The 24618-nt window shown below is 72.3% G+C and carries 23 protein-coding genes; 15 read left to right on the top strand and 8 right to left on the bottom strand.

The genetic code is table 11. From position 1 onward, the window contains the following. Window positions 1–6: 6 nt before the first annotated feature. Genes ABFJ78_RS40515 through ABFJ78_RS40505 form a run of 3 tightly spaced genes read right to left on the bottom strand, consistent with a single transcriptional unit; the run spans window position 7 to window position 1692 of the window. Window positions 7–492 carry a nucleotidyltransferase domain-containing protein gene (locus ABFJ78_RS40515; protein WP_436392787.1) on the bottom strand — a complete coding sequence of 162 codons (486 nt, stop codon included), beginning with the start codon at window positions 490–492 and terminating at the stop codon, window positions 7–9. After that, entirely contained in the window at window positions 489–932 is a 444-nt protein-coding gene (locus ABFJ78_RS40510; protein ID WP_436392786.1) for a YdeI/OmpD-associated family protein, read from the bottom strand. Before ABFJ78_RS40510 ends, ABFJ78_RS40515 begins: the two co-directional genes overlap by 4 nt. Before the next feature lie 55 nt (window positions 933–987). Beyond that, complete coding sequence (locus ABFJ78_RS40505) at window positions 988–1692, bottom strand: S1 family peptidase (RefSeq protein ID WP_436392785.1); 705 nt, start codon at window positions 1690–1692, stop codon at window positions 988–990. A 173-nt stretch (window positions 1693–1865) separates the two neighbouring features. Here ABFJ78_RS40505 and ABFJ78_RS40500 point away from each other — a divergent pair, with 173 nt between their 5' ends. Next, window positions 1866–2357, top strand: coding sequence for a hypothetical protein (locus ABFJ78_RS40500; RefSeq protein WP_436392784.1), 492 nt, complete (start codon window positions 1866–1868; stop codon window positions 2355–2357). Here ABFJ78_RS40500 and eccCa read toward each other — a convergent pair. Continuing rightward, complete coding sequence (gene eccCa / locus ABFJ78_RS40495; protein ID WP_436392783.1) at window positions 2354–6280, bottom strand: type VII secretion protein EccCa; 3927 nt, start codon at window positions 6278–6280, stop codon at window positions 2354–2356. The two genes, ABFJ78_RS40500 and eccCa, sit on opposite strands and share 4 nt — an antisense overlap. A 143-nt stretch (window positions 6281–6423) precedes the next feature. Here eccCa and ABFJ78_RS40490 point away from each other — a divergent pair, with 143 nt between their 5' ends. The 6 genes from ABFJ78_RS40490 to eccD are packed head-to-tail and all read left to right on the top strand — an operon-like array spanning window position 6424 to window position 11804. Next, the gene (locus ABFJ78_RS40490; protein ID WP_436392782.1) at window positions 6424–7203 is read left to right on the top strand and encodes a WXG100 family type VII secretion target; all 780 of its coding nucleotides are present in this window, start codon (window positions 6424–6426) and stop codon (window positions 7201–7203) included. Window positions 7204–7233: 30 nt separating this feature from the next. Continuing rightward, complete coding sequence (locus tag ABFJ78_RS40485; RefSeq protein ID WP_436392781.1) at window positions 7234–8280, top strand: hypothetical protein; 1047 nt, start codon at window positions 7234–7236, stop codon at window positions 8278–8280. 2 nt (window positions 8281–8282) lie between these two features. Further along, on the top strand, window positions 8283–9644 hold the full coding sequence (locus tag ABFJ78_RS40480) for a WXG100 family type VII secretion target (protein ID WP_436392780.1): 1362 nt from the start codon (window positions 8283–8285) through the stop codon (window positions 9642–9644). Beyond that, window positions 9644–10114 (top strand): hypothetical protein, encoded by a 471-nt coding sequence (locus tag ABFJ78_RS40475; protein WP_436392779.1) that lies wholly within the window; start codon window positions 9644–9646, stop codon window positions 10112–10114. Before ABFJ78_RS40480 ends, ABFJ78_RS40475 begins: the two co-directional genes overlap by 1 nt. Then, window positions 10111–10431: a YbaB/EbfC family nucleoid-associated protein gene (locus ABFJ78_RS40470; RefSeq protein WP_086674669.1), complete on the top strand. Its 321-nt coding sequence runs from the start codon at window positions 10111–10113 to the stop codon at window positions 10429–10431. Before ABFJ78_RS40475 ends, ABFJ78_RS40470 begins: the two co-directional genes overlap by 4 nt. After that, entirely contained in the window at window positions 10431–11804 is a 1374-nt protein-coding gene (gene eccD, locus ABFJ78_RS40465; protein WP_436392778.1) for a type VII secretion integral membrane protein EccD, read from the top strand. Before ABFJ78_RS40470 ends, eccD begins: the two co-directional genes overlap by 1 nt. A 38-nt stretch (window positions 11805–11842) precedes the next feature. On the opposite strand, the gene ABFJ78_RS40460 is transcribed toward eccD, so the two are convergent. Together ABFJ78_RS40460 and ABFJ78_RS40455 are read right to left on the bottom strand one after the other, a co-directional pair. Then, window positions 11843–12448: a DUF1062 domain-containing protein gene (locus ABFJ78_RS40460; protein ID WP_436392777.1), complete on the bottom strand. Its 606-nt coding sequence runs from the start codon at window positions 12446–12448 to the stop codon at window positions 11843–11845. Between the two features lie 119 nt (window positions 12449–12567). After that, window positions 12568–13614 carry a type VII secretion protein EccE gene (locus ABFJ78_RS40455; RefSeq protein ID WP_436392776.1) on the bottom strand — a complete coding sequence of 349 codons (1047 nt, stop codon included), beginning with the start codon at window positions 13612–13614 and terminating at the stop codon, window positions 12568–12570. A 141-nt stretch (window positions 13615–13755) separates the two neighbouring features. Between ABFJ78_RS40455 and eccB the strand changes: the two genes are divergently transcribed. Genes eccB through ABFJ78_RS40440 form a run of 3 tightly spaced genes read left to right on the top strand, consistent with a single transcriptional unit; the run spans window position 13756 to window position 16537 of the window. Continuing rightward, a complete protein-coding gene (eccB, locus tag ABFJ78_RS40450; RefSeq protein WP_436392775.1) occupies window positions 13756–15177 on the top strand; it encodes a type VII secretion protein EccB in 1422 nt (473 codons plus the stop codon). A gap of 11 nt (window positions 15178–15188) precedes the next feature. Beyond that, window positions 15189–15881: a response regulator gene (locus ABFJ78_RS40445; protein ID WP_436392774.1), complete on the top strand. Its 693-nt coding sequence runs from the start codon at window positions 15189–15191 to the stop codon at window positions 15879–15881. Beyond that, window positions 15878–16537 carry a response regulator gene (locus tag ABFJ78_RS40440; protein ID WP_436392773.1) on the top strand — a complete coding sequence of 220 codons (660 nt, stop codon included), beginning with the start codon at window positions 15878–15880 and terminating at the stop codon, window positions 16535–16537. Before ABFJ78_RS40445 ends, ABFJ78_RS40440 begins: the two co-directional genes overlap by 4 nt. A 113-nt stretch (window positions 16538–16650) precedes the next feature. On the opposite strand, the gene ABFJ78_RS40435 is transcribed toward ABFJ78_RS40440, so the two are convergent. After that, the gene (locus ABFJ78_RS40435) at window positions 16651–17445 is read right to left on the bottom strand and encodes a carbon-nitrogen hydrolase family protein (protein ID WP_436392772.1); all 795 of its coding nucleotides are present in this window, start codon (window positions 17443–17445) and stop codon (window positions 16651–16653) included. Window positions 17446–17528: 83 nt separating this feature from the next. On the opposite strand from ABFJ78_RS40435, the gene hisD reads away from it, so the two are divergent. The 5 genes from hisD to ABFJ78_RS40410 all read left to right on the top strand — a co-directional run bounded on the left by hisD (window position 17529) and on the right by ABFJ78_RS40410 (window position 22243). Continuing rightward, on the top strand, window positions 17529–18854 hold the full coding sequence (gene hisD, locus ABFJ78_RS40430; protein WP_436392771.1) for a histidinol dehydrogenase: 1326 nt from the start codon (window positions 17529–17531) through the stop codon (window positions 18852–18854). Further along, window positions 18851–19951, top strand: coding sequence for a histidinol-phosphate transaminase (locus tag ABFJ78_RS40425; RefSeq protein ID WP_436392770.1), 1101 nt, complete (start codon window positions 18851–18853; stop codon window positions 19949–19951). Before hisD ends, ABFJ78_RS40425 begins: the two co-directional genes overlap by 4 nt. Next, window positions 19948–20547 carry an imidazoleglycerol-phosphate dehydratase HisB gene (hisB, locus tag ABFJ78_RS40420; RefSeq protein WP_436392769.1) on the top strand — a complete coding sequence of 200 codons (600 nt, stop codon included), beginning with the start codon at window positions 19948–19950 and terminating at the stop codon, window positions 20545–20547. Before ABFJ78_RS40425 ends, hisB begins: the two co-directional genes overlap by 4 nt. Window positions 20548–20677: 130 nt before the next feature. Then, window positions 20678–20836, top strand: a complete 159-nt coding sequence (locus ABFJ78_RS40415) for a hypothetical protein (protein ID WP_436392768.1) — start codon at window positions 20678–20680, stop codon at window positions 20834–20836. Between the two features lie 36 nt (window positions 20837–20872). Further along, entirely contained in the window at window positions 20873–22243 is a 1371-nt protein-coding gene (locus tag ABFJ78_RS40410) for an RNA polymerase subunit sigma-70 (protein ID WP_436392767.1), read from the top strand. A 6-nt stretch (window positions 22244–22249) separates the two neighbouring features. On the opposite strand, the gene ABFJ78_RS40405 is transcribed toward ABFJ78_RS40410, so the two are convergent. Next, entirely contained in the window at window positions 22250–24442 is a 2193-nt protein-coding gene (locus ABFJ78_RS40405) for an MMPL family transporter (RefSeq protein WP_436392766.1), read from the bottom strand. Window positions 24443–24618 lie beyond the last annotated feature (176 nt).

The following is a 24618-nucleotide window of genomic DNA, read 5'->3' as shown; positions in this document are numbered from 1 at the left end:
TGCCTCCTAGAAGTGGGTTTCGACCTTGAAGGCCTCGCGGAGGTGGCGCATGTCCGCGAGGTCGTGCGGCTGCGGCTCGTAGCCCTGGTGGAAGAAGACCTGCTGCGCCACCGAAATGCACGGCACCGGGACGCCGAGGATCCGCCCGGTGACGAAGCAGTCCGCGGGGTAGGGGAACGTCGCGCCGTGGTCGTCGGCGGCCTGGACGGCGGAACCGTCGTCGGCGAACACCAGCGGGTGCAGGTCGAGTTCGCCGGCGCCGTCGGAGAGGACGAACCGGACCGGGCGCAGGTCGAGCGTCTCGCGGTAGCCGAGGGCGGCCAATGCCGTCAGGACGGCGTCTTCCTGCTCGCGGCGGTGGAGCAGGTCGAGGTCGCGGTGCTCGCGGGTCCGGTGGCCGAGGAGGGCGTCGATGCCCCAGCCGCCGGCCAGCCACACCTCGGCGGGGCGCACGGCGTCGAGGACGCGCAGGACCGTGGCGGCGTCCGTCACTGGCCGGCGCGCAGGTCGGTGATCACCTTGGCGACGCGCCGCTGCCGGGTCTCGGCCGTCTTCGCCTGGCCGATCGGCAGCACGAACCGCTGTTTCGCGCTGTAGGACAGGCTTTCGAACCGGGCACGTGCGGTGTCGTCGGCGGCAAGCGCTTCCGCCAGGTCCGCGGGGATCTCCAGTTCGCGCGGGGCGGTGTCCAGCGCGATCTCGACGTCGACCTCGTCTCCCGCGGCGACACCGGCTTTCTCGCGGTTTTCGGCGCTGAGCGGCACCAGGAACTGCCCGCCGCGGCTCGCGACCGTCGTCCGGTAGGTGTGGCCGCCGACCGTCACGGTGACCGCGGGCTTCTTGCCGGCGCCGAGCGCTTCGACGACGGCGTCGGGCACCGGCAGCCCGGTCGCCGTCTTGCCGCCGAGCAGGACCTGCGTGCGGAACTCCATGCCCGCGAGTATGCCGCGTGCCGGCCTCCCGGGCGGAGAGGCCGGCACGGGTGGGTCAGACGCCGGCGGTCTGCTGGATCCAGTTGCGGCTCGACGCGATGCTCGCGTAGTTCTGCGTGCCCTGGGTGTTCGAACCGGAGTTGTTGCCCGTGGAGCACACCCCGACCTGGACGCCGTTGTAGAGCTCCGGGCCGCCCGAGTCGCCGTGCCACGCCGAGCCGTTGACGCCCTGGCTGGCGATGGCCGTGCCGCCGTACGCGTCCGAGCCGAGGCCCGTCACGCGGACGTTGGCGGTCTTGAGGGTGGTCGACGGCGGGCTGGTGCCCTGGGTGCGGCCCCAGCCGTAGATCTGGTTGGTCGACCCGGTGGGCGGGTTGCCGGTGCCGAGCTTCATGTACGTCGTGTTCACCGCGGTGGTGAGGTGCAGCAGCGCGATGTCGCCGTTGGGCGAGGCCTTCTGCTGGTCGACGTTGGCGTTCGTGCCCTGCTGGAGCGTCACGTTGCCGACCTTGACGTGCATGCCCGGCGAGTTCAGGCAGTGCCGGGCGGTGAGCACCCACTGCGGGGCGATGATCGTCCCCGAGCACTCGAAGCCGCCGTAGGTGGTGACGTTGTTCCAGTAGATCTGGGCGCCCCACGGCGCGGAGGAGACGGTGCTCCCGCCGATGATGTCCTCCTGGGCGTCCGCAACCCCCGCTGAGACCAGGCTCAGCGCCGCGGCGGCGGCACCCAGCGCGGCAACAGCCCTCGACATTCGCATGAAAATGCCCTTCGGCCAGGTGATCCGGATGTCGCTTCCGCAATCGGGCGACGAGCACAAAAGTAGGTTCGTGGACGGCTGCCGGGTACCTACCGAAGTCGGTAACTTGCCGACCGTGACTGGCGTCCTTGCCCACGGGAGCGGGAGCTAGAGTTCCGCGCGAGGGGGAAACGATGTCCGCACCAGAGCACGATCCTGAACTCTTCGACGAGCTGATGCGCGAAGAACGGCGCCGCGCGCGCCCGTCGGCCGGCCGCCGCGTGGTCGCGGGGCTCGTCGTCTTCGCAGTGCTCGTGCTGGCCGGCGTACTCGCCAACCGGGCCTTGACCGGGACGGCGGACCAGCTGCCCGAGGGCACGGCGCACGGCCTCGACGTCACCGCGGGCCAGTGCTTCTGGTCCCCGACGGGCACGGGCGAGGTCGACGTGCTGCTGAGGTCCTGCACCGACCCGCACACCGCGGAGGCGTTCGCCGTGCTGCCGATCGCCGCGGGGTCGCTGTCGGATCAGCCCTACCAGCAGACGCTGGACCGCTGCACCGCCGCCGCCCACCGGATCGAGGGCGCCCGCGTTCAGGTCATGACCCCGAACAGCTGGGACGACGGCAGGCACCGGGCCGTGTGCTACTACCGCTTCGCCACCGAAATGACCGGGCCGGTGCGCTAGGACTCCGCCGGTTTGGTCCACGCCACCTGGACGAGTCCCGTGCCGTGCCGGCGGGACACCAGCGTTCCCCGGCCCGGCGGCTGCGGCGACGGCTTGACGTCCGCCAGCAACGCCCCTTCGTCCTTCGTCCCCGACATGATCAGCCCCGGGGACCCCAGTTCCCGCAGCCGCTGCAGGACCGGCTCGAACAACGCCCGCCCGGCGCCGCCCGACCCGCGCACGATGATCACGTGCAGCCCGATGTCGCGCGCCTGCGGCAAGAACTCCAGCAACGGCTGCAACGGGTTCCGCCCGACCGTCGCCACCAGCTCGTAGTCGTCCACCAGCACGAACAGCTCCGGCCCGCGCCACCACGAGCGGTTGCGCAGCTGCTCCGGCGTCACCGACGGCCCCGGCAGGCGGTTGCGCATCGCCGTCGCGCACTCCGCGATCAAATCCGTCAGCTTGCCCTCCGCGCCCGCGTACCCCAGCAGGTGCGGCTCGGACACTGCGCCGAGCAAGCCACGGCGGTAGTCCGCGACGATGATCGCCGCCTCCGCCGGGCTGTACTTCGACGTGATGCCCTGTGCCAGCGCACGCAGCAGCGACGACTTCCCCGACTCCACATCGCCGAACGCCACGAAGTGCGGGTCCGCCGCGAAGTCCAGGTGCACCGGGCGCAACGTCGATTCCGCGATGCCCAACGTGATCTGCTTGCCAGGGGCCGCGGGCAACCCGTCCAACGGCACCTCCGGTGGCAGCAGACGCACCTGAGGCGCGCGCGGGCCCTTCCACGCGTCCGAAATGCGGCGCACCAGGTCGACGCCGCCCGCGCCGATCGTCTCCGGGCGCTGGTCGCCGTCGATGCGGGGGAGCGCCGCCAGGAAGTGGAGCTTCTCCGCCGTGATGCCGCGGCCCGGCCGGTCGGCCGGGACGTTGACCGCGACCTTGCGGTCGATCGAGGAGTCCATCGGGTCGCCCAGGCGCAGCTCGAACCGCGTGCCGATCGCGTCGCGCAGCTGGGCGCGGACGCCGATCCACTGGTTGAGCGAGACGATCACGTGGATGCCGAACCCGAGCCCGCGCGCGGCCAGCCCGGTGATCTGCTCCTCCAGCTGCTCGTACTCCTGGCGGATCGTGGTCCAGTTGTCCACGAACAGGAACACGTCGCCGAACTCGCGGCCGTCGGTGCTCTCGGTGAACTCCGCGCGCCGCTGGCGGAACGTCGTGATCGACTCGATCCCCTGCGCGGAGAAGAACTCCTCGCGCTGTTCCAGCAACGTCGTCAGCTCGGCGACGACCCGGCGGCAGCGCTGGGCGTCGCGGCGGGTGGCGTAGCCGGACGTGTGCGGCAGCCCGGCGATCGGGGCCAGCGCGCCGCCGCCCATGTCGAGGATGAACAGCTGCACCTCGGCCGGGGTGTGGGTCAGCGCGAGCATGCCCGCGATGTCCTTCATCAGCGTCGACTTGCCGCTCTGCGGTGCCCCGACGATCAGCGCGTGCCCGCCCGCGCCGGAGAAGTCGGCCCACAGCATGTCCCGGCGCTGCTCGAACGGCTTGTCCACCAGCGCGACCGGGATGGTCAGCTTGCCGTTGCCGCCCCAGCCGAGCGGGCACAGGCCGCGCGCGGCGTCCTCGCCCAGCGGCGGCAGGAGCTGCTCCAGCGTGGGCGGTTCGGCCAGCGGCGGCAGCCAGATCTGGTGCGCGGCCGGCCCGCGGCCCTCCAGGCGCGAGAGCATCGCGTGGATGATCGTCTCGCCGCTGCCGTCGGCCTTCGGCGCGTCTTCGACCTCCGTCGTGACCGGGATCTCCACCGGCGCCAAGGAGAACGGCAGCACGCCGAGCTCCTGCCCGTCCTCGCGCACGACCGTGCTGCGTGGCGGCAGCTCGCCGGAGACGTACGCGGCCTTGAGCCGGATCAGCGAGTCGGTGTCGGCCTTCAGGTACGCCGACCCCGGCACCGGCGGCAGGTGGTAGGCGTCGGCGACGCCCAGCACCGCCCGGCTTTCGGCGGCGGAGAACGTCCGCAGGCCGATCCGGTAGGACAAATGGGAATCGAGCCCGCGCAGCCGGCCCTCCTCCAGGCGCTGCGACGCCAGCAGCAGGTGGATGCCCAGCGATCGCCCGAGCCGGCCGATCGCGACGAACAGGTCGATGAACTCCGGCCGCGCGGACAGCAGCTCGCTGAACTCGTCGATGATGACCAGCAGCGACGGCAGCGGTTCGAGCGGCGTGCCGTCCGCCCGCGCCTTTTCGTAGTCGCGCACCGAGGCGTAGTTCCCGGCCGCGTGCAGGAGTTCCTGGCGCCGCAGCAGTTCGCCGTTCAACGCGTCCGCCATGCGGTCGACCAGTGCGAGGTCGTCGGACAGGTTCGTGATGACGGCGCAGGTGTGCGGCAGGCCGGTCATCCCGGCGAAGGTCGCGCCGCCCTTGAAGTCGATGAGCGCCAGGTTCAGCGTCTCCGACGAGTGCATCACCGCCAGCGCCGTCACCAGCGTCCGCAGCAGCTCGCTCTTGCCGGACCCGGTCGCGCCGATGACCAGGCCGTGCGGGCCCATCCCGCCCTCGGCCGACTCCTTGAGGTCCAGCTCCACCGGCCGGCCCTCGGGGTTGACGCCCAGCGGGATCCGCAGCCGGTCGCGGGCCGCGCGCGGCGCCCACGTCACGGTCGTGTCGGTGTCGCGCGGGTCGCCGATGCCGAGCAGGCCGGCCAGGCCGAACGTCGACGACATCGGCTTCTCGCCGACGACCGCGGCCGGGGTGTGCAACGGCGTCAGCATGCGGGCCAGCGCTTCCGCGGCGCCGCGGTCGAGGACGTCCGGGCGGCCGAGGAACCCGAGCCGCTGCTCGGAGGCGTCGCCGACGACCATGCCCAGCGAATCGGGCGCGGTGTGCAGGCTCAGCAGGCGCTCGGTCGAGTACGTCCGGGGGTGCTCCTGCCCGATCTCGAGGACCGTGACGCCGAGCCGGCCGTCCTCGCCGATCAGCCGGGGCTCGCCGTGGGCGTTGCCGCCGTCGACGACGACGATCAGGTGCGGCAGGTCGAGCTCGGCCGCCGCGCGCCGGCTGAACGCGGGGCGTTCGCCGAGATCGGCGGCGAGCAGCTCGGCCAGGCCGGCCGCCGAGTCGGCCGCCAGGCGCCGGGACCCGACGGCGTCGGTCGCGCCGGCCGCCGTCGCGTGCGGCAGCCACTTCGCCCATTCCCAGTCGTGCTGCCGGTCCGCCGAGACGCACAGCGCGACCCGCAGGTCGGACGGGGAGTGGAAGGTGACGAGCTGGCACAGCAGCGCCCGCGTCAGGCCGAGCACGTCCGGCCGCCGCCCGGCCAGGGTGACCGCCGCGAACGAGCGCAGCGACAGCGCCACCGGCAGCCCGTCGACCGTGGAGTAGGTGCGGATGAAGTGCTTGAGGCTGGTGGAGGACACCGGGTCCAGGTCCTCCAGCGGCACGGTCTGCGGCGCCTTCAGCGGCGTCGCGAGCCGCTGGGGACCGGTCCCCGCGCGGACCTGCGCGAACTGGCCGTCGGTGCGCCGCCGGTCCCACAGCTGCCCGGTCTCGACGTAGGCCCAGAGGTCGGCCGGATCGGGCTGGAGCGCGATCATGGTCGCGCGCTGGCCGTCGGCGATGTCGCGGACCTGGCTGCGGAGCCCGGACAGGTACCGCTGGTAGTCGCGGCGCTCGTCGTTGATCTGCGCCTTCTTCGCCATGCCGCCGCGGCCCAGCGACATCACGACCATGCCGCCCATCGCGCAGACGAACAGGGCGCCGAAGATCCAGGTCATCACCCCGCCGTCGCGTCCGATGTAGACGAACGACATGGCGCCCATGCCGAGCATCATCGGCAGGAACATCATCAGCTGCACCATCCCGCCGGACGAGCTCTTCGGGAGCATCGGCGGCGACTGCAGCACGATCTCGGAAGGTCGCTCGGGCGGGATGCTCATGCGTCAAGGCTCCAGCAGATCGGAAGGGCGCTGACCGGTATTTTGGCCACTCGCCGACACGGCGCGGTGGGTACTTTTGCCGTCCGCCCGCTTCCGGGGCCGAACTTACGCTCTGCCGAGCAGCCACCCGCGGAAGGAGAGCCATGGCCGGCGAGTACCGGGCTGAGCCCGAGGCGATGCGCTCTTCCGTCGGGAACGTCGGAGGCATCATCGCCCACGGCATCAACGCGGTGTCCGACCTCGAGCGCCTGGTCGTGCAGCCGTTGTCGTTCGCGGGCTTCGGCAGCGCGGTCGCGGCCGCGAACGCCGCCCTGCACTCCAGCCAGGTCACCGCCGTCCGCACGCTCCTGCAGCTGCTGCAGCAGATCAACGGCCTGGTCAAGGCCAGCGCCGACGCCTACCAGGCGGCCGACCAGGCCACCGCGGCCGGCTACGGCGGCGGCCACGACGGCTCGGCGGCGGCGCCGGCGTCGTCGATCTGGGGGAGCCCGCACGCCTCGGAGCTCGCCACCCTGGCGATCAACGACAGCGCGGGCGCCCACGGCGAACCGTCGTCGGTCGGGAACGTGCTGCGCTACCTGGGGGACGCGCGGCTCGGGCAGCTCGGCGACCACCCGATCACCGACACCCGCTTCCACGGGGTCGCCGACTTCAACGACTGGCTGGCCGGCGACGCCGACAACCAGGCGCGCGTCGGGCTGATCGAGGTCTACGCCGGCACCGCGCGCACCTTCTCCGACGTCCCCGGCGGCGTGCACAGCGGGGACGTCGTGGTCGTGGAGCCGCTGCTGTTCTCCGACCGCCAGCCGGTCATCGGCGTCGCCGGCGACGGCGGCCGCCTCTACAACCACGGGCTCCTCGACGCCCGCATCAGCGGACTGGCCAAGGTCAGCGTGTACCGGCCCGCGTCCGTCGTCGCCTGATCGTCCGTCCTTGAATCTCTGTGAGGTCCGATGCTGACTTTCCCGAACTCCAGCGCGATGGACGCGACCGCGTCCTCGGGCGGGCCGATCACCATCCTGCCGCAGATCGTCACCGGCCAGCCCGAGCAGATCGCGAAGCACGTGGCGGACCTGGTCCGCAAGGCCGAGCAGTTCCTCAGCATGTACAACGAGCTGACGAAGGCCGCCGACCAGCTCGGCAAGATCTGGTCCGGCGCGGCGAGCGAGTCGGCGCTGAAGAAGATCTCCGACTCCCTCGACCAACTGACGAAGATCATCGGCGTGGTGCAGAAGGGCGCCGAGCTGCTCGGCGTCTCCGGCACGCTGATCAAGACCGCGCAGGAGGCCTACCGCGCGGTGGTCTCGGCGGTGAACCCGACGGTCGCCGCGCTGATGTCGAACTGGTGGACCTACGGCGCGGCGGTCGCTTTGTCGACCGCGACGAGCGCGTCGCTGCGGGCGTTCATCACCGCGATCGGCGCGCTGCTCAAGGCGCTGGGCGCGGTCGACCTCGCCCAGCAGATCACGCAGCTCGCGCAGGTCATCGGCCAGATCGAGAAGCTCTTCCACCACGACTCCGGCAGTTCGGGCGCGACGACGCCGTCGATCGGGAACACCCCGGTCACGGCGCCCCAGGCCCCGTCGCCGGTGGCGAGCCCGTCGGGGCAGCAGGCGGTGGCGGGCGGGAGCGGCGGGGGGATCCCGCAGCAGCCTTCGTTCACCGACTACACCCCGCCCGCGCTCGCCACCGGCGGCGGTTCCAGCTCTTCGGGCGTGCCGGTCTCCGGCAACGGCACCCCGCTGAACCCGGCGAACAGCTGGATCGCCGTGGACCCCGGGCAGCATGGCGCCACCGTGCCGACCCAGCCGGCGCCGGTCACCCAGCCGGCGCCCGCTCCGGTGCACAGTGCCGACGAGGTCGTCATCCACACCAACCTCACCACCGGTGAGTCCACTGTGGAGGCTCCGGGCGGCCAGGACTTCGACCTCGACATCGACCTGGACTACAACGGCAAGCACTTCAGCCAGCACGTCGGCTACGACGCCGCCGGGAACTAGCCGTGTGGTCCTCGGGGGTCGTCGACGCGTCGGGGGTGGTCAGCTCCGTGCTGTCCGGGTACCGGCGCGTCCTGGTGGAGTGCCGGAGACGCGTCACCGGTGACCCCGGTGCGCTCAGTGCCGCGTCGCAGCGGGTCGCCACCCAGGCTTCGACGGTTTCCGGCAAGGCTCGCGAAGTCGACGAGTCCGCGAAGGCGTTGCACGCGGACTGGGACGGCGACGCCTACACCGCGTTCGCCACCGCGTCCGGGAAGCTCGGCGAAGAGCTCACCGAAGCGGCGGCGAAGCTCGACGACCAGGCGAAACGGCTCGCCACCGCGGCGCGGCTGGTCCAGTCCGCGGAGGCCGCCGTCGACTCGATCATCGCCCAGTTCGACCAGTACGCCCAGCAGCTGACGGCGCAGGCCCGCGCGGTGAACTCCGGCTCGGTCGGCGCGTTCATCCAGGCCGCGCGGCAGCTCGGCGAGCAGAGCGTGGAGGCCGCCCGCCAGGTCGTCGACGAATTCTCCGACGCGCTCGCCGAGCTGTTCCCGCCCGAGGGCGTCGGACGGCTGGAGCACGAGCTGGGCAAGTGGGCGCGTGGCCCGCTGCACTGGCTCAACGGCGAACCGCTGGACGGCCGGAAGCGGCCGCGGACCGTGCCGTCGTGGTTCGGCAACTCCGGCTGGAAGAAGCTCACCTGGGACGGCCTGGAAGGCACCCGCGCGCCGAAGAAGGCGGACACGCCGTTCGGGCAGCCGGAAGCCGAAGGCCTCAAGGAGAAGATCGGCCGCAACACCGAGATCACCTACTACAAGTTCCAGCACGAGCAGGACGGGTTTTCCCCGGAGTACGACGGGAAGATCACGTCGAAGGGCTGGGACGTCGGCGCGTCCGGGCACGCGGAACTCGCGGCCGTGCACGGCGAAGCCGAGCTCAAGAAGGAGTGGGGCGTCGCCGAAGCCCACGCCAAGGGCACGGTGTTCGCCGGCGGCGAGGTCAGCGCGTCCGGCACGATCGGCGCGCACGGCGTCGGCGCGCACGCGAACGCCTTCGTCGGCGGGAAGGTCGAGGGCGAGGTCGCCGCGGACGTCGCCGGCATCGGCGTCGGCGCGAACGGCACGCTGCAGTACGGCCTCGGCGCGCAGCTCGACGCCCAGGCCGTCTACGACGCCGGGCACCTCAAGGTCAACTTCAAGGCGGGTGCGGCACTGGGCCTCGGCCTCGGGGTCGGCGCGAAGATCGACATCGACCTGCCGAAGCTCGGGCACACCATCGGCGAGTACGGCGGCGCCGCCGTCGACGCCGTGAGCCACGCGGCAACCGATGCGGCCGACGCCGTCGGATCCGCTTGGGACGACGCCGTTTCGTACGTGGGGCTGTGATGACCCTTCCCCTCGACTTCGTCATCCCGGACGGCTGGACCGCCGTCGACCCGGGCGACTCCGGCGCGGTGTTCGTCGCCGTGCACGACGCCGCACCGGGCGAGTTCGTCCCGAACATCACGGTGAGCGTCCAGCAGCGGCCGGACGACGCGTCGATCGACGCCATCGCCGCCGAAGCCGTCGAACGCCTTTCGCTGGTTTCGGCCGGGCTCGAGGTGTTGAGCCGCCGCGACGTCGGCGCCCCGGCCGCGCCCGGCGTCATGCAGCTGCTTCGCCTGAGCACCGGCGAAGGCGACGAGCTGATCCAGACCCAGGTGCACCTGACCGTCCCCGGCGCGACGCCGGAGGAGCGGCTGGTGCTCGAGCTCGCCTGCACGGCCGCGCCCGCGACCGCGCGGCGGCTCTCACCCGGTTTCCAGCGGTTCGTGGGCAGCGTCCACGTCCGCCAGCACGAAGGGACGCAACAGTGACCGATCCGTACGCGGTGCCGGACATGGACGAGCTGCTCGCACAGGTGCGCAAGCAGACCGAAGAGGTCCAGCGGATCCAGCGCACGGTCGAGGCGATGGAGGTCAAGGCGCACTCGCGGCAGAACGAGGTCACCGTCACCCTCCGCGGCGACGGGCGCTTCACCTCGATCGACATCGACCCCCGCGCGATCCGCGAGTACGACGCCCGCAACCTGTCGGAGATCGTGCTGGAGGCGGTGAACGCCGGGCTGCAGAAGCTCGCCGAGGCGTCCAACGCCAAGTTCGCCCCGGTCATCTCGGCCGCCAAGAACGTCTGATGACCGCCGCCGCTCTCACGGGGACGACCCGGCGGGTCACGGTGGTGACCCCGCGGGCGCGCGTCGACGTCGCCCTGCCGCAGCAGTCGACGTTCGCCGAGCTGGTGCCGCAGCTCGTGCGGCTGGCGGGGGCCGCCGGGCAGGCGTCGGCCGAACACCCGGGCTGGGTGCTGTCCCGGCTCGGCGGAGCGCCACTCGCGCTCGGGCTCAGCGTCGCGGCCGCCCAGATCCGCGACGGCGAAGTGCTCCACCTGACCCCGCGGGAACGCCCGCGGGGTCCGCTGCTGTTCGACGACGTCGTCGACTCGATCGCCAGCGTCGCCGACTCGTCCGGGGGCTGGGGCCCGGCGGTCGCGCGGCGGTCCGGTCTGGTGGCGGCGGTCGTGCTGCTGCTGGCCGGCGGCCTCCTGGTGCAGGCGGCGGCGTCCGGCAGCGTGCTGGCCCCGATCGGGACCGGGCTGCTGGCGCTGGTGCTGCTCCTCGGCGGCGGCGCGCTGAGCCGCGCTTACGGCGACGCCGAGGCGGGCGCGGCCGGTTCCCTGGCGGGAGTCGGCGTCGCGTTGCTGGCGGGGATGTCCGTGCTGCCGCCGCACCCGCTGTTCTCACTGTCGGCGGGCCCGCTCGCGGCGGGGCTGGCGGCGGTGACGGTGTACGGCGTCCTGGCGGCGGTCTCGGTGGCCGACCGGTTGCCGTGGTTCGTGGCGATCACTTCGTCGGCGGGGTTCGGCGCGGTGACGACGGGCGTGGTCCTGCTGGCCGGCGTTTCTCCCGTGTCGGCGGCGGCGGTGGTCGCGGTGCTCTGCACGGCGCTGGCGGCGGTGGCCCCGATGCTGGCGTTGCGCTTGGCGCGCCTGCCGCTTCCGCGCGTCCCGGACGACATGGAGGCGTTCCGCGCGGACGAGCAGCCGTCCCTGGGCACGGAGATGATCGGCCGCACGTCCCGCGCGCAGGCGGTGCTGACGGGCCTGCTGGTCGGCTTCGGCTTGGTGGTGCTGGCGTCGTCGGTGGTGCTGGCCTCGGGCGGCCCGTGGGATGCGGGCCTGGCGGGACTGCTGGGCGTGGCGTGGATCCTGCGGTCCCGGTCGTACGCGGGCCGGGTACAACGGCTGGTGCTGGTCGGCTTCGGCATTCTTGCGCTGGTGAGCGCGGGAGTGTGGCTGGTGGCCTCGGGCGACCGCACGGTGGTGTTCGCGGCGGGCGGCACGGTGATCTTGGCCGCGGTGGTGTGCCTGGTGTACGCGACGCGGGTGGCGCGCGGGCTGCGTTCCCCTTACTGGTCACGGCTTTTGGACGTGTCCGAGTTCCTGGTGCTGCTGTCGCTGGTGCCGTTCGTGGGCATGATCGCCGGGGTCTACGAGGCTGTTCGCGGGTAGGGCCTGCCCGGCGCGAACACGCCGGACAGGCCCCGCGCTCAGCGTTTGAGCGTGAAGGTGAAGTCACCCGAAAGTCGGCCGTCCAGCCGGACGGCCGACACGAGTTTCCCTTCCGTGAGCAGCCTTTCGACTTCGGCCCGCGGCAGTTCGCACCCTTCGGCGATCAACCGCACCGGCCGGACCGGGATCGGCGCGGCGAAGCGCACCGACACGTCGATCACCTCGCGGTCGAGGTGATCCGTTCCGCCGGTGTCGAGACGCCAAGCGCCGTCCCAATCGAGGGCGATGCGGTTCCGGCGCCGCAACGCCGGATCGCGCAGCAGCTCGGCCGCGAGGCCGGGATCGTTGTGGTGCAAGCGATCCAGAAAATCGGGCGGTACCGATCGGACGTTCGTCCGCTCGAAGACCGTGAGCTTGACGGTGTCCCCGCACGAGGTGCACAGCGCGAGGAGCCAGGCGTCGATCAGTTTGTGGTGGGCGTTGACCCGGAACTTGCCGGTCGTCCGGAAGGTCTCCGCCGCGCACGCGTGGCAACGGCGGCGGACGAGCGGCAGGCGGGTGGGCAGGACAAACCAATGGGAGAGCACAGAAGTACACCGGTTCCCGTGAGAATTCCGCAGCAAAAGGCGGCGCGACGCAGGCATGCGTCGCGCGACGGTTCAGCACGAAGGGGTTCTCACGCGATGTACAACGGCACGTCCCGGACTCGGCGACTCGGTCAGGCGCAAGATAACGGCAGACGACCGCGTCGCACCAACGATTTTCAGCTGTCCAGCGCGAGCGGCAGCGTCTGGCGGACCGCGGCACCGTGCCGCCCGTGCAGCGGGATCGCCGCCGCCAAGACCGGCACCGGCGCGCCCGGCCGGGCACCCACCCGGATCGTCACTTCGGCCTTCTCACGCCCGCCCGGCGTCCGGGTGAGCGTGTACGACGTCGCCGTGAAAGCCGCTTCCGGCACCGAAAAGTCCAGCACCCGCGCCGACCTCGGCCGGTAGCACACCTGCGGCGCGCCACCCCACGTCCACGACCGCCACCGGTCGGGTTCGCCACCGGGAGCCCCCTGGACGCCCAGGGCCACGCGAAGCTCCTTCGCCAGCTCGCCGGCCTCCAGCACGGTGCTCTGGTACCCCGCCTCGGCCAGCGCGCCCATCAGGCTCAGCGCCGCCGACGCCGTGCTCCGCAACGCCCCCAGATCGCCGCCGCCGCGGGCCAGCGCCGCGATCGGCGCGAGGTCCGGCCGGTAGCGGACCGCCAGCCAGCGGACCCGCAGCACCTGGTCGCCGCGGGGAATGGCCCACGTCAGCAGCTGCGCCGAGGCGAGGGGAACGTCGGTCCGCCGATAGGCCTCGCGCAACGCCTCCACCAGCGGTCCCGGCGCGCCCGGCCCCTGCGTCAGCCGGACCAGGGCGCTCCAGCCGCCGTCGACTTCGGCGACGCCGAAGCGGTTTCCCGCGCGGTCGACGTGCTGGCGCACCTTCACCGGCCCGGCGACGCGCAGCAGCGGGTCGGGGCTCTCGCGGCGCGTGTCGTGGCGCCGCAGCCGGAACGCCGTCCAGGTCAGCGCCCAGCCCGCCAGGTGCCGCCCGGCGAACCGCGCCGACGTCAGCAGCACCAGGAGTCCGGCGGCCACGCTGACGCCGATCTGCACGGGCCGCGCGACGCCGTCGGCCAGCCACGCGAGCAGCACGGCGATGCCGGCGATCTCCCACAGCGCGGCCTGCAGCGGCCGGATCGGCAGCAGCCAGGGCAGCGGTGTCGACGCGGGCCGCGGCGGTGCCGGGCGGACGGCGCCGGCGGTTTCGACGGACACGGGCTCCCCTTTCCCCGGGTCCTGCGACGCTACTGCCTCCCCAGATGCCGCGTGGGCGTAAAAATTACCCTCCCCGTCCACCGGCCGGGTGCCTAGCGTCGAGCACTCGGGAGGACGACGCACAGCCGGGGGCCAGTCAGCGTGTGGACGCAGCGGGACCAGATCCAGGCGTACCAGTTCCTCCGGCGCAGGCTCGTTTCCGCACTCGTCGCGGCCGACGCCAACCACCCCGTCTCGCCCAGCCGCCGGCTCGTGCTCGGCACGGTGCTGGGACTCGTCGCCGCCCTGCTGATCACCGCCGTCTTCGGCATCATCGGCCTGCTCAACCCCTCCGGCGGCAAGGACTGGCTGGCCGGCGGCAAGGTGATCGTCGAGGAGGGCACCGGCGCGCGGTTCGTGCTCGGCGCCGACGGCGTGCTGCACCCCGTCCTCAACTACGCCTCCGCGCGGCTGCTGGCCGGCGGCGCCGGCGACGCGACCGTGTCCGTCTCCTCGGAGAACCTCGGCAAGGCCGGCCGCGGCACCCAGATCGGCATCCCGGGCGCGCCCGACTCGCTGCCCGCGTCGACCGCGCTCGTCACGACGCCGTGGACGAGCTGCAGCCGCACCACCCAGGACGCGCCCGCGTCGGCCGAGCCGCGCACCGCCGTCCTGCTCGCCGCGCCCGCGTCCGGCGTCGAACTGCCGCGCGACCAGGGCGTGATCGTCCGGCTGCCGTGGGGCGACCGGTTCCTGCTCGCCGGCGGCCGCCGCTACAAGCTGTCCGACGAGGCCGCGACCGCGCTGCAGTTCGACAGCTACCCGACGATCGCGGTGTCCGCGCGCTGGATCGACACCGTCCCGGCCGGCCGCGACCTGACCGCGCTGCCCGTCGACGGCGCCGGCGACCGCGGCCCCGCGGTGGGCGGGCGCGACACCCGCGTCGGCGAAGTCCTCGCCGTCGTGGACGCGATGGCCGCGCCCGGTGCCGCCACGTCGTACTACCTCGTGCGCCGCGACGGGCTCGAACCGGTCGGGCAGACCGAGGCGAGCCTGCTGGTCACCACCGAGGCCAACGCGGCCGCGTACGAGGGGACGCCGAAGCCGGTCGAGGTCCGCGCGGCCGACGTCGCCGCCGTGCCGAAGGTCGCCGCGCCCCGGGCCGGGGGCGCCGACCCCGCGGCCTTCCCGGACCGCATTCCCGGCAAGGCGCCGATCACCGGCGGCTCGGTCGCGTTGTGCGTTCAGGGCAGCCGGTTGCTCGTTTCGGCCGAATTCCCGCTTTCCCCTGGTGCCAAGGCAATCCAGGTCGCCACGAGGACCGAAGCACGGGTGGCGGACGAGGTGTTCGTACCTCCGTCGGGGGGAGCCGTCGTCGTCGAATCCGGCTCGGCCACCACTTACCTGGTGACCGATACGGGCCGGAAGTACCCGGTGGTGAACGCGCAGGCTTTGGCCTCGCTCGGCTACGGAAGCGTGGCGAAGTCACCGGTCGCAGGTAGTTTGCTGGCATTGGTGCCGACGGGCCCCGCGCTGGACCCGGCCACGGCCGGGCAGCCGGCTCCGTCGGGTGGAACGGGGTGAAAGTCGTGCAAATGACAGAAGAGCGTTCGACCGGCGAAGTGGGCCAAGGGCGGGTCCGCGTCGCGGTCATCGAGGACCACCCGTTGTACCGCGTCTCGGTGGAGCGGGTGCTGGCCGAAGCCGAGTTCATCGAGCTCGGCGCGGTCGTGGACTCGGTGGCGCGGTTCCACGTGCACCGGCAGCCGCCGGGCAGCGTGGTGCTGCTGGACCTGGGCCTGCCCGGCGTCGCGGGGGCGGCGGCGGTGCTGGAGGTCTGCGAGCTCGGGCACCACGTGCTCGTGGTTTCCGCGCAGGCCGAACCCGAAGTCGTGCTGGGGGCGATCGCCGCGGGGGCGCGGGGGTTCCTCTCGAAGGACGTCGACGCGGACGAGCTGCTGATCGCGATCAAGACGGTGGCCGACGGCGGCGCGTACGTCTCCGCCGTGGTCGCCGGGATGATCATGAAGGACAACGCGGACCGGCCCGCCGTCTCGGCGGACGTCGAGCTGTCGCCGCGTGAGGAACAGGTGCTGCGGCTGGTCGCGGCGGGGGAGCGCGACGTCGACATCGCGCTGATCCTCGGCATCGGCGTCCGGACCGTGCGGGGCTACCTCGACCGCATCCGCGACAAGACCGGCGAACGGCGGCGGCCGGGGCTGGTCAAGGAGGCCATCCGGCGCGGCCTGATCGGCGGCTCCGGGCCTCGTCGCGGCGGCCGGAAATGAGCGAACCGGCCCCGCCGCCCGCCGCGTCCGGCCGGCGGATCGCGGTCGGGGTCATCGAGGACCACCCGCTCTACCGGTACGCGCTCACGCGCGTGCTCACCGAGGCACCGGACATCGAGCTCGGCGCGGTCGCCGACTCGGTGGCCCGGTTCGCGGTCCAGGACCAGCCGGCGGGCAGCGTCGTGGTCCTCGACCTGAAGCTCCGGGGCGTCCAGGACGCGGCCGCGGTCCTGGAAGTGGGGCAGATGGGGCACAAGGTGCTGGTGGTGTCCGCACACGCGGAACAGCCGGAGGTGCTGGGGGCGATGCAGGCGGGCGCGAAGGGGTTCCTGTCGAAGGACGTCGACGGCGACGAGCTCCTGCGCGCGATCCGCACGATCGCCGACGACAACGCGTACGTGTCGCCGACGCTCGCGGGGATGATCATCCAGGACAGCGAAGAGCGCCACGCGGGCCCGAAGATCGTGCTGTCCGAGCGCGAGAAGCAGGTCCTCCGGCTGGTGGCGGCCGGGGAGCGCGACGTCGACGTGGCGGAGATCCTGAACATCAGCGTCCGGACGGTCCGCTCCTACCTGGACCGCATCCGCGACAAGACGGGCGAACGCCGGCGCGCGGGCTTCGTCCGGGTCGCGATCCGCGAAGGCCTCCTCCGCTAGCCCGAAGCGTCACTTTCCCCGAGAAAGATGCGCCCGGAGGGGCCCTGGACGCATCTTTCCTGGGGAAAGCTCGACTTTGAAACGCAAAGTCGCACTTTCACGTGAAAGTGCCGCTAGAGGCGGCGGTTGGCCAGGGCGCCGGTGGCCGTGCGGGCCTTGGCCGACACCGCCGGGTCGACGTCCGCCACGAGCGTCTCCGGCCCGGCGCCCGCGGCGGCGTGCACCCGGCCGAAACCGTCCGCGACCAGCGAGTACCCGATCCCGGTCGGCGCCTTCGGGTTCACCGAGAGCCCCGACGCCGCCGGGTCGGCCTGGCCGCACGCCAGCACCCAGCAGCCCGAATCCAGGGCCCGCGCCCGCACCAGCACCTCCCACTGCTCGCGCTTGCCCTCGCCGGCGCCCCAGGACGCCGGCAGCAGCACGACGTCGGCGCCGTCGTCGGCCAGCGCGCGGAACAGCTCCGGGAAGCGCACGTCGTAGCAGGTCGCGACGCCGTAGACGACGCCGTCCAGCTCGAAGGTGGCGGGCGCAGCACCGGGCGCGACCGTGTCCGACTCCGCGAAGCCGAACGCGTCGTAGAGGTGGATCTTGTCGTAGCCGCGGTGCTGCCCGCGGCCGGTGATCAGCAGCGTGTTGCGCACGCGGCCCTCGTCGGCCGGGGTGAACATGCCGGCGACGACCACGACGTCGTGCTCGGCCGCCACTGCGGCCACCGCCGTCGCCCACGGCCCGTCGAGCTCCTCCGCGACCGGCGCCAGCGGACGCCCGAACCGCGCCATCGCCGCTTCGGGGAACACGACGATCCGCGCGCCGTCGGCCACCGCGGTCTCGACGCCGGAGCGAATCAGCTTCAGGTTCGCCTCCGGCTCGTCACCCGAGTTGACCTGGCACAACGCGATTCGCGCCACCGCTGCCTCCTGCATGCTGGGATCGGCCGTCACCGGGGAGTATCGCTGAAAAGCCGCTGGGCGTGACCTCGTACCCTGGGGGCATGTTGAACCGCACCGACCTGCGCGGGCAGGTCCCGACCGCCGCCGAACTGCGCGCCACGCTCCCCCGCGCCGAATACGACGTGGACGCGGCGCTGCATCACGTGCGCCCGGTGGTCGAGGCGGTCCGTGCCCGCGGTGTCGAAGCCGTCCTCGAGTACACCGAGAAGTTCGACAAGGTGCGGCCCGCGTCCGTGCGGGTGCCGCGCGCTTCGTTGACGCAGGCATTGCAGCAGCTCGACCCCGAGGTGCGCGCCGCGCTGGAGGAGTCGATCACCCGCGCCCGCAAGGTGCACGCCGAGCAGCGCCGTACCGATGTCACGACGACGGTCGTCGAGGGCGGCACGGTCACCGAGAAGTGGGTGCCGGTCGAGCGCGTCGGGTTGTACGCCCCGGGCGGGCTGGCCGTGTACCCGTCGACCGTCGTGATGAACGTCGTCCCGGCGCAGATCGCCGGCGTCGCCTCGCTGGTCGTCTGCTCGCCGCCGCAGGCCGCGTTCGACGGCCTGCCGCACCCGACCATCCTCGCCGCGGCCGAGCTGCTCGGCGTCGACGAGGTCTGGGCGGTCGGCGGCGCGCAGGCCGTCGCGCTGCTGGCGTACGGCGGCACGGACACCGACGGTGCCGAGCTCGCCCCGGTCGACATCGTCACCGGCCCGGGCAACATCTACCTCACGGCGGCCAAGCGGCTGCTGCGCGGCCTCATCGGCATCGACGCCGAGGCCGGCCCCACCGAGATCGCGATCCTCGCCGACGAGACGGCCGACCCGGTGCACGTCGCCGCCGACCTGATCAGCCAGGCCGAGCACGACCCCCTCGCCGCGAGCGTGCTGGTCACGACGTCGGTGGAGCTGGCCGACGCCGTCGACGGGGAACTGGTGAACCGCGTCGCGGCGACGAAGCACAGTTCGCGGGTCGCCGAAGCACTGGCGGGCAAGCAGTCCGGCGTCATCCTGGTGTCCACAGTGGACGATGGGCTGCGCGTTGTCGACGCTTACGCCGCCGAGCACCTGGAGATCCAGACGGCGGACGCGCGTACGGTCGCCGCCCGGGTCCGCAACGCCGGCGCGATCTTCGTCGGCGCGTACGCCCCGGTGTCGCTGGGCGACTACTGCGCCGGGTCCAACCACGTCCTGCCCACCGGCGGGTTCGCCCGCCACTCCTCGGGCCTGTCCGTGCAGAGCTTCCTCAAGGGCATCCACGTCGTGGACTACACCGAGGACGCGCTGCGCGAGGTCGCCGGCCGCGTCGTCGCGCTGGCCGACGCCGAGGACCTGCCGGCGCACGGCGAGGCCGTCACCGCGCGCTTCGGAGGTTCGGTCCGATGACGATCGGCGAAGAGGTCACGCTGGACGCGCTGCCGCTGCGGGAGGACCTGCGCGGCAAGACGCCGTACGGGGCGCCGCAGCTGGACGTCCCGGTCCGGCTCAACACCAACGAAAACCCGTACCCGCCGCCACCTTCGCTCGTCGAAGACGTGGCCGAGGCGGTCCGCGTGGAGGCGGCTGAGCTGCACCGCTACCCGGATCGCGACGCGGTGGCGCTGCGGCAGGACCTGGCCGACTACCTGAGCGTGTCGACGCGGGTGGTGCTGTCGGAGGCGAACGTGTGGGCCGCCAACGGGTCCAACGAGGTGCTGCAGCAGATCCTGCAGGCGTTCGGCGGGCCGGGGCGCAGCGCGCTCGGGTTCGAGCCGTCGTACTCGATGCACCCGATCATCGCGTCCGGCACGCGCACCGAGTGGGTCCCGGCGCCGCGCCGGGACGACTTCACCTTGGACACGGCCGCGGCGGCCGCGGTGATCTCGGACCGGCGGCCGGACATCGTGTTCGTCACGAGCCCGAACAACCCGACGGGCGGCTCGATCCCGCTCGACGAGCTCCGGTCCGTTTTGGACGCGGCCACCGGGATCGTGGTGGTCGACGAGGCGTACGCGGAGTTTTCGTCGCAGCCCAGCGCGGTCTCGTTGCTGGCGGACTACCCGGCGCGGCTGATCGTGTCGCGCACGATGAGCAAGGCGTTCGCGTTCGCGGGCGGCCGCCTCGGCTACCTGGCGGCGGCCCCGGCGGTGGTCGACGCGCTGCAGCTGGTGCGGCTCCCGTACCACCTGTCGCGGCTGACGCAGGCGGCGGCGCGGGCGGCACTGCGGCACGCGGACGCCACGTTGGACAGCGTGCACAAGCTGGCGGCGGAACGCGACCGCGTCGTGGAAGCGTTGGCGGGCCTGGGTTACGACCCGGTGCCGAGCGACTCGAACTTCGTCCTCTTCGGACGGTTCAGCGACCCGCACGCGGCTTGGCAGTCCTATTTGGACAAGGGGGTGCTGATCCGCGACCCGGGCATCCCCGGCCACCTGCGCGTGAGCATCGGCACCCCGGAAGAGAACGACGCCTTCCTCGAGGCGAGTAAGGAAGTCTCGCGATGACCCGCATCGGCAAGGTCGAACGGACCACCAAGGAGTCCTCGATCGCCGTCCAGCTGGATCTCGACGGCACGGGCGAGGTGGAGATCTCCACAGGCGTGCCGTTCTACGACCACATGCTGACGGCCTTCGGCGTCCACGGCTCGCTGGACCTCAAGGTGGAGGCGACGGGCGACATCCACATCGACGCGCACCACACGGTCGAGGACACGGCGATCGTGCTGGGCCAGGCGATCCGCCAAGCGCTGGGCGACAAGAGCGGAATCCGCCGCTTCGGCGACGCGTGGATCCCGATGGACGAAACCCTGGCCCACGCGGCGATCGATGTGTCGGGCCGGCCGTACTGCGTGCACGTGGGCGAGCCGGAGCAGTTCAACACCTTCACGATCGGCGGAAACTATCCCTTCGTGCTGACGCGCCACGTGTTCGACTCGCTGTCGTTCCACGCGCAGATCGCGCTGCACGTGCGGGTGATCCACGGCCGCGACCCGCACCACATCGCGGAGGCGGAGTACAAGGCGGTGGCGCGGGCGCTGCGAGCGGCGACGGAGCCGGACCCGCGCGCGGGCGGCATCCCGTCGACGAAGGGCGTGCTTTAGACGGCGAAGACGGCGGTCGGAGGGTGCCGACACGGCTGTTGCCGGTGACCTCCGCCGCCATCCAGGCTCCCGGGCACGCTCGCGCTGCCCGGCACGATCGGCTCCCACGGCATGTGGCACCCTGACCGGCGTGAACAGTGGTGTGGTCGGCGTCCTCCTGCTCGCCCTCGGCGGTTTCCTCGTCGGCGGGGTCTACTCGACGTGGAAGACGGCCAAGTTCATGGCCGTGGTGCTGGCCGTCGCGGCCCTGCTCGCCATCGGCGGCGCCATTTTCTGGCTCATGAGCTGACCGATTCCTTTCGCCGCCGGCGGCGGTCTGCACTGCATGACGACGACGGACTGGTCAGAGGAGTTCGCGCAGCAGGCCGAGCCCCTCCGGCGCGAACTGCTGGCGCACTGCTACCGCATGGTCGGCTCGGCCGACGACGCCGCGGACCTGGTGCAGGAGACGTACCTGCGGGCATGGCGGGCGTACGGCACGTTCGAGGGGCGCTCGTCGCTGCGCACGTGGCTCCACCGCATCGCGACCAACGCCTGCCTGTCGGCACTCGAACAGGGCAGCAGACGCGCGCTGCCCTCCGGCCTGGGCGGTCCGGCCGACGACCCTGACGCGCCGGTCCCGGCGGTGCCCGAGGTGGCCTGGCTGGGCCCGGTCCCGGACGCTCTGGTGAGCCCGGAGACCCGCGACACCGTGCGGCTGGCGCTCGTCGCCGCCCTGCAGTACCTGCCGGCCCGGCAGCGGGCCGTCCTCCTGCTCCGGGAGGTGCTGGGGTTCAGCGCCGCCGAGGTCGCGGCGATGCTCGACGTCTCGGCCGCCGCGGTCAAGAGCACCCTGCAACGGGCCCGCGCCCGCCTCGACGAAGTCGCGCCCTCGCCCGAGGACGTCGTCGAGCCGGCCGAACCACACACCCGGGAGCTGCTGCGCCAGTACGTCGCCGGGTTCGAGCACGCCGACCTGGCCGCCCTCGAGAAAGCACTGCGTGCCGACGCCGCCATCGAACTGGTGGGCACGCGGACCTGGTTCGCCGGCAAGGCGACCTGCCTGCGCTACCTGGCGCACGTGCTCGGATCTCCCGGCGACTGGCTGATGACGCCGACCCGCGCCAACGGCCGGCCCGCCGTGGCCACCTACTACCGCGCCGCCGACGGACCCCACCAGGCCCTCGGCGTCGCCGTGCTCGAGGCGACGCCCACCGGGATCGCCCGCGTCACCGTCTTTCCCGGTGGTCCTGACCTGGTCGCGAGCTTCGGCCTGCCGCCGACGAGGACCGCCGTGCCGGCCGACGAAGAGTTCCGGGCCTACAACGAAGGCGTCATCGGCGAATTCCGCGCGAACCACGGCACGGTCAGCCGGCCCCCGTTCCCGATCCTGCTGCTGACCACGACCGGGGCGCGCACCGGACGACGGACGACGGTGCCGCTCGGCTTCGCGGTCGACGACCGGGGCCGCGTCTTCGTGGTCGCGTCCAAGGCGGGCGCTCCCCAGCACCCGGCCTGGTACCACAACCTCCGCGCCAACCCGGCCGTGACGGTCGAACTCGGCGACGGCACCTACGAGGCCCTGGCCGTCGTGACGACCGGCGAGGAACGCGACCGCCTCTACCGCACGGTTTCCGACGGCACCTCCGCCTACGAGCGGAACACCGACCGGGTGTTCCCGGTGATCGTCCTCGACGGCGTTCCCGCCCCGGCCTGACCGGGGTCAGCGGCTCGCGCCGACCAGCTCCCGAGGCTCGTCACCCGGCGCGTCGAGGTGCTTCGTGAGCTTCTCGCCCTCCACGTCCACATCGGGCAGGATCCGGTCCAGCCACTTCGGCAGCCACCACGCGCCGCGGCCCAGCAGCGACATCACCGCCGGCACCAGCGTCATCCGGACCACGAACGCGTCCACCAGCACGCCGAACGCCAGCGCGAACCCGATCGACTGGATCAGCGTCGACTCGGCCAGCACGAAGCCGGCGAACACGCTGATCATGATCAGCGCCGCCGCGACGACCACCCGCGCGCCGTGGCGGAAGCCGGTCACCATCGCTTCCTGGGGTTCCGCGCCGTGCACGTGCTCCTCGCGCATCCGCGTCACCAGGAACACCTGGTAGTCCATCGCGAGTCCGAAGAGGACACCGATGAGCAGGATCGGCAGCATGCTCATGATCGGCCCGGTCGACTCGACGCCCAGCAGGTCCGTCAGCCAGCCCCACTGGAACACCGCGACCACCGCGCCGAACGTCGCCGCGACCGAGCCGAGGAAGCCGATCGTCGCCTTCAGCGGCACCACGACCGAGCGGAACACCAGCATCAGCAGCACGAACGCCAGCCCGACGATCAGCGCGAGGTAGGGCAGCATCGCGTCGGACAGCTTCTCCGAGACGTCGATGTTCGCCGCGGTCTGCCCGGTGACGGCCAGCTTCGCGCCCGTCGCGTTCTCCAGCACGCCGGATTCACTGCGGATCGCGGCGACCAGGTCCTCGGTCTGGGTGCTGCTCGGCCCGCTCTTCGGGATCACCGTGAGCAACGCCGTGTCACCGGTCTGGTTGACGCGCGGCGGGGTGACGGCGGCGACGTCGGGCAGCTTCTGGATGTCCGCCGCGGCCTGGCCGAGCGCGGCCTGGCGGTTGGTGCTCGCGCCGGTGTCGACGACGACCAGCAGCGGCCCGTTCGACCCTTCGCCGAAGCTGCGGCTGGCGATGTCGTACGCCTTCTTCTGCGTCGACTCCGGCGCCGCGGTCGCGTCGTTGGGCAGGCCGAGCTGCATACCGAGGGCGGGCAGCGCGACGACGGCCATCCCCGCCACCGCGACGAGCAGCACCGGCCACCGGTGGCGGGCGACGAACCGCGCCCAACGCTCGCCGTGCGTCGTTTCGACCGGCTTGCGACGCAGCCGGATGCGCTCGCCGGCGACCCGGGTGCCGGCGAAGCCGAGGATCGCGGGCAGCAGCGTCAAGGCGATGACGACGGCGACTGCGACCGTGACCGCGGCGGCCACGCCCATCTGGCCGAGGAACGGGATGCCGATGACGGTGAGCCCGGCCAGCGCGATGATCACGGTGAGCCCGGCGAACACGACGGCTGAACCGGCGGTGCCGGTGGCGCGGCCCGCGGCCTCCTCCGGATCGCGACCGAGCCTCAGCTCGTGCCGGTAGCGCGAGACGATGAACAACGCGTAGTCGATGCCGACGGCCAGCCCGATCATCAGCGCGAGGATCGGGGTGTTCGAGTTCAGCTCGAGAAAACCGGAGGCGAGGAAGATGCCGCCCATCCCGGTGCCGACGCCGATCAGCGCGGTGAGCAGCGGGATCCCGGCCGCGACCAGCGAGCCGAAGGTGATGATCAGCACGACGGCGGCGACCGCGACGCCCAGGCCCTCGGTCGCGCCGGTCTCGGGGATGCCCTGCACGGCGTCGCCGCCGAACTCGACGGTGAACCCGGCGTCGCGCGCCGCGTTCGCCGTGTCGAGCAATGCCTGCCGGTCACCGTCGGTGAGCTCGTACGCCTTCGCGCCGTAGCTGACCTGGGCGAGTGCCACGTGCTTGTCGGGCGAGATCGACTGCGCCTGGAACGGGTCGACGACGGCGGCGACCTTCGGCGCCGTCTTCAGCTGCCCGACCAGGGCTTCGACCGCGGCCTTGCCCTTGGCGTCGGTGACCGTGGTGCCCGCGGGGGCCTCGATGACGACGCGCGCGGTGGCGCCACCCGCGTTGGCCTGCGGGAACTTCTCGGTCAGCTGGTCGACGGCCCGCTGCGACTCGGTGCCGGGGATCGTCACCGAGTTCGACAGCTGGCCGGACAGCGTGAGGGCGCCCAGCCCGAGCGCCACGAGGACGGCCGCCCAGACGGCGGCGACCAGCGCTCGCCGTCGGAAGGACAACCGGCCGAGCCGGTAGAGAAAGGTCGCCACGAGTCAGCTCCGTTTCGCCCGAACGGGGTCGGTTCACTCCATCGAATTACTGACCAAGCTAGCCGATCGGCAAGGAGACGTCCAAGCCGATCGGCAAGTATGTGACTTGCCGAACAGCAAGGTTTATCCCAGCCGATCGGCTAGTAGTCGGTTTGCCGATCGACAGGCAGTGACGT

The organism is Amycolatopsis sp. MEPSY49 (assembly GCF_051337345.1).
Lineage (GTDB): Bacteria > Actinomycetota > Actinomycetes > Mycobacteriales > Pseudonocardiaceae > Amycolatopsis.
Note: the sequence above shows the minus strand (reverse complement) of the source record. Positions and strands in the feature narration are given on the sequence as shown.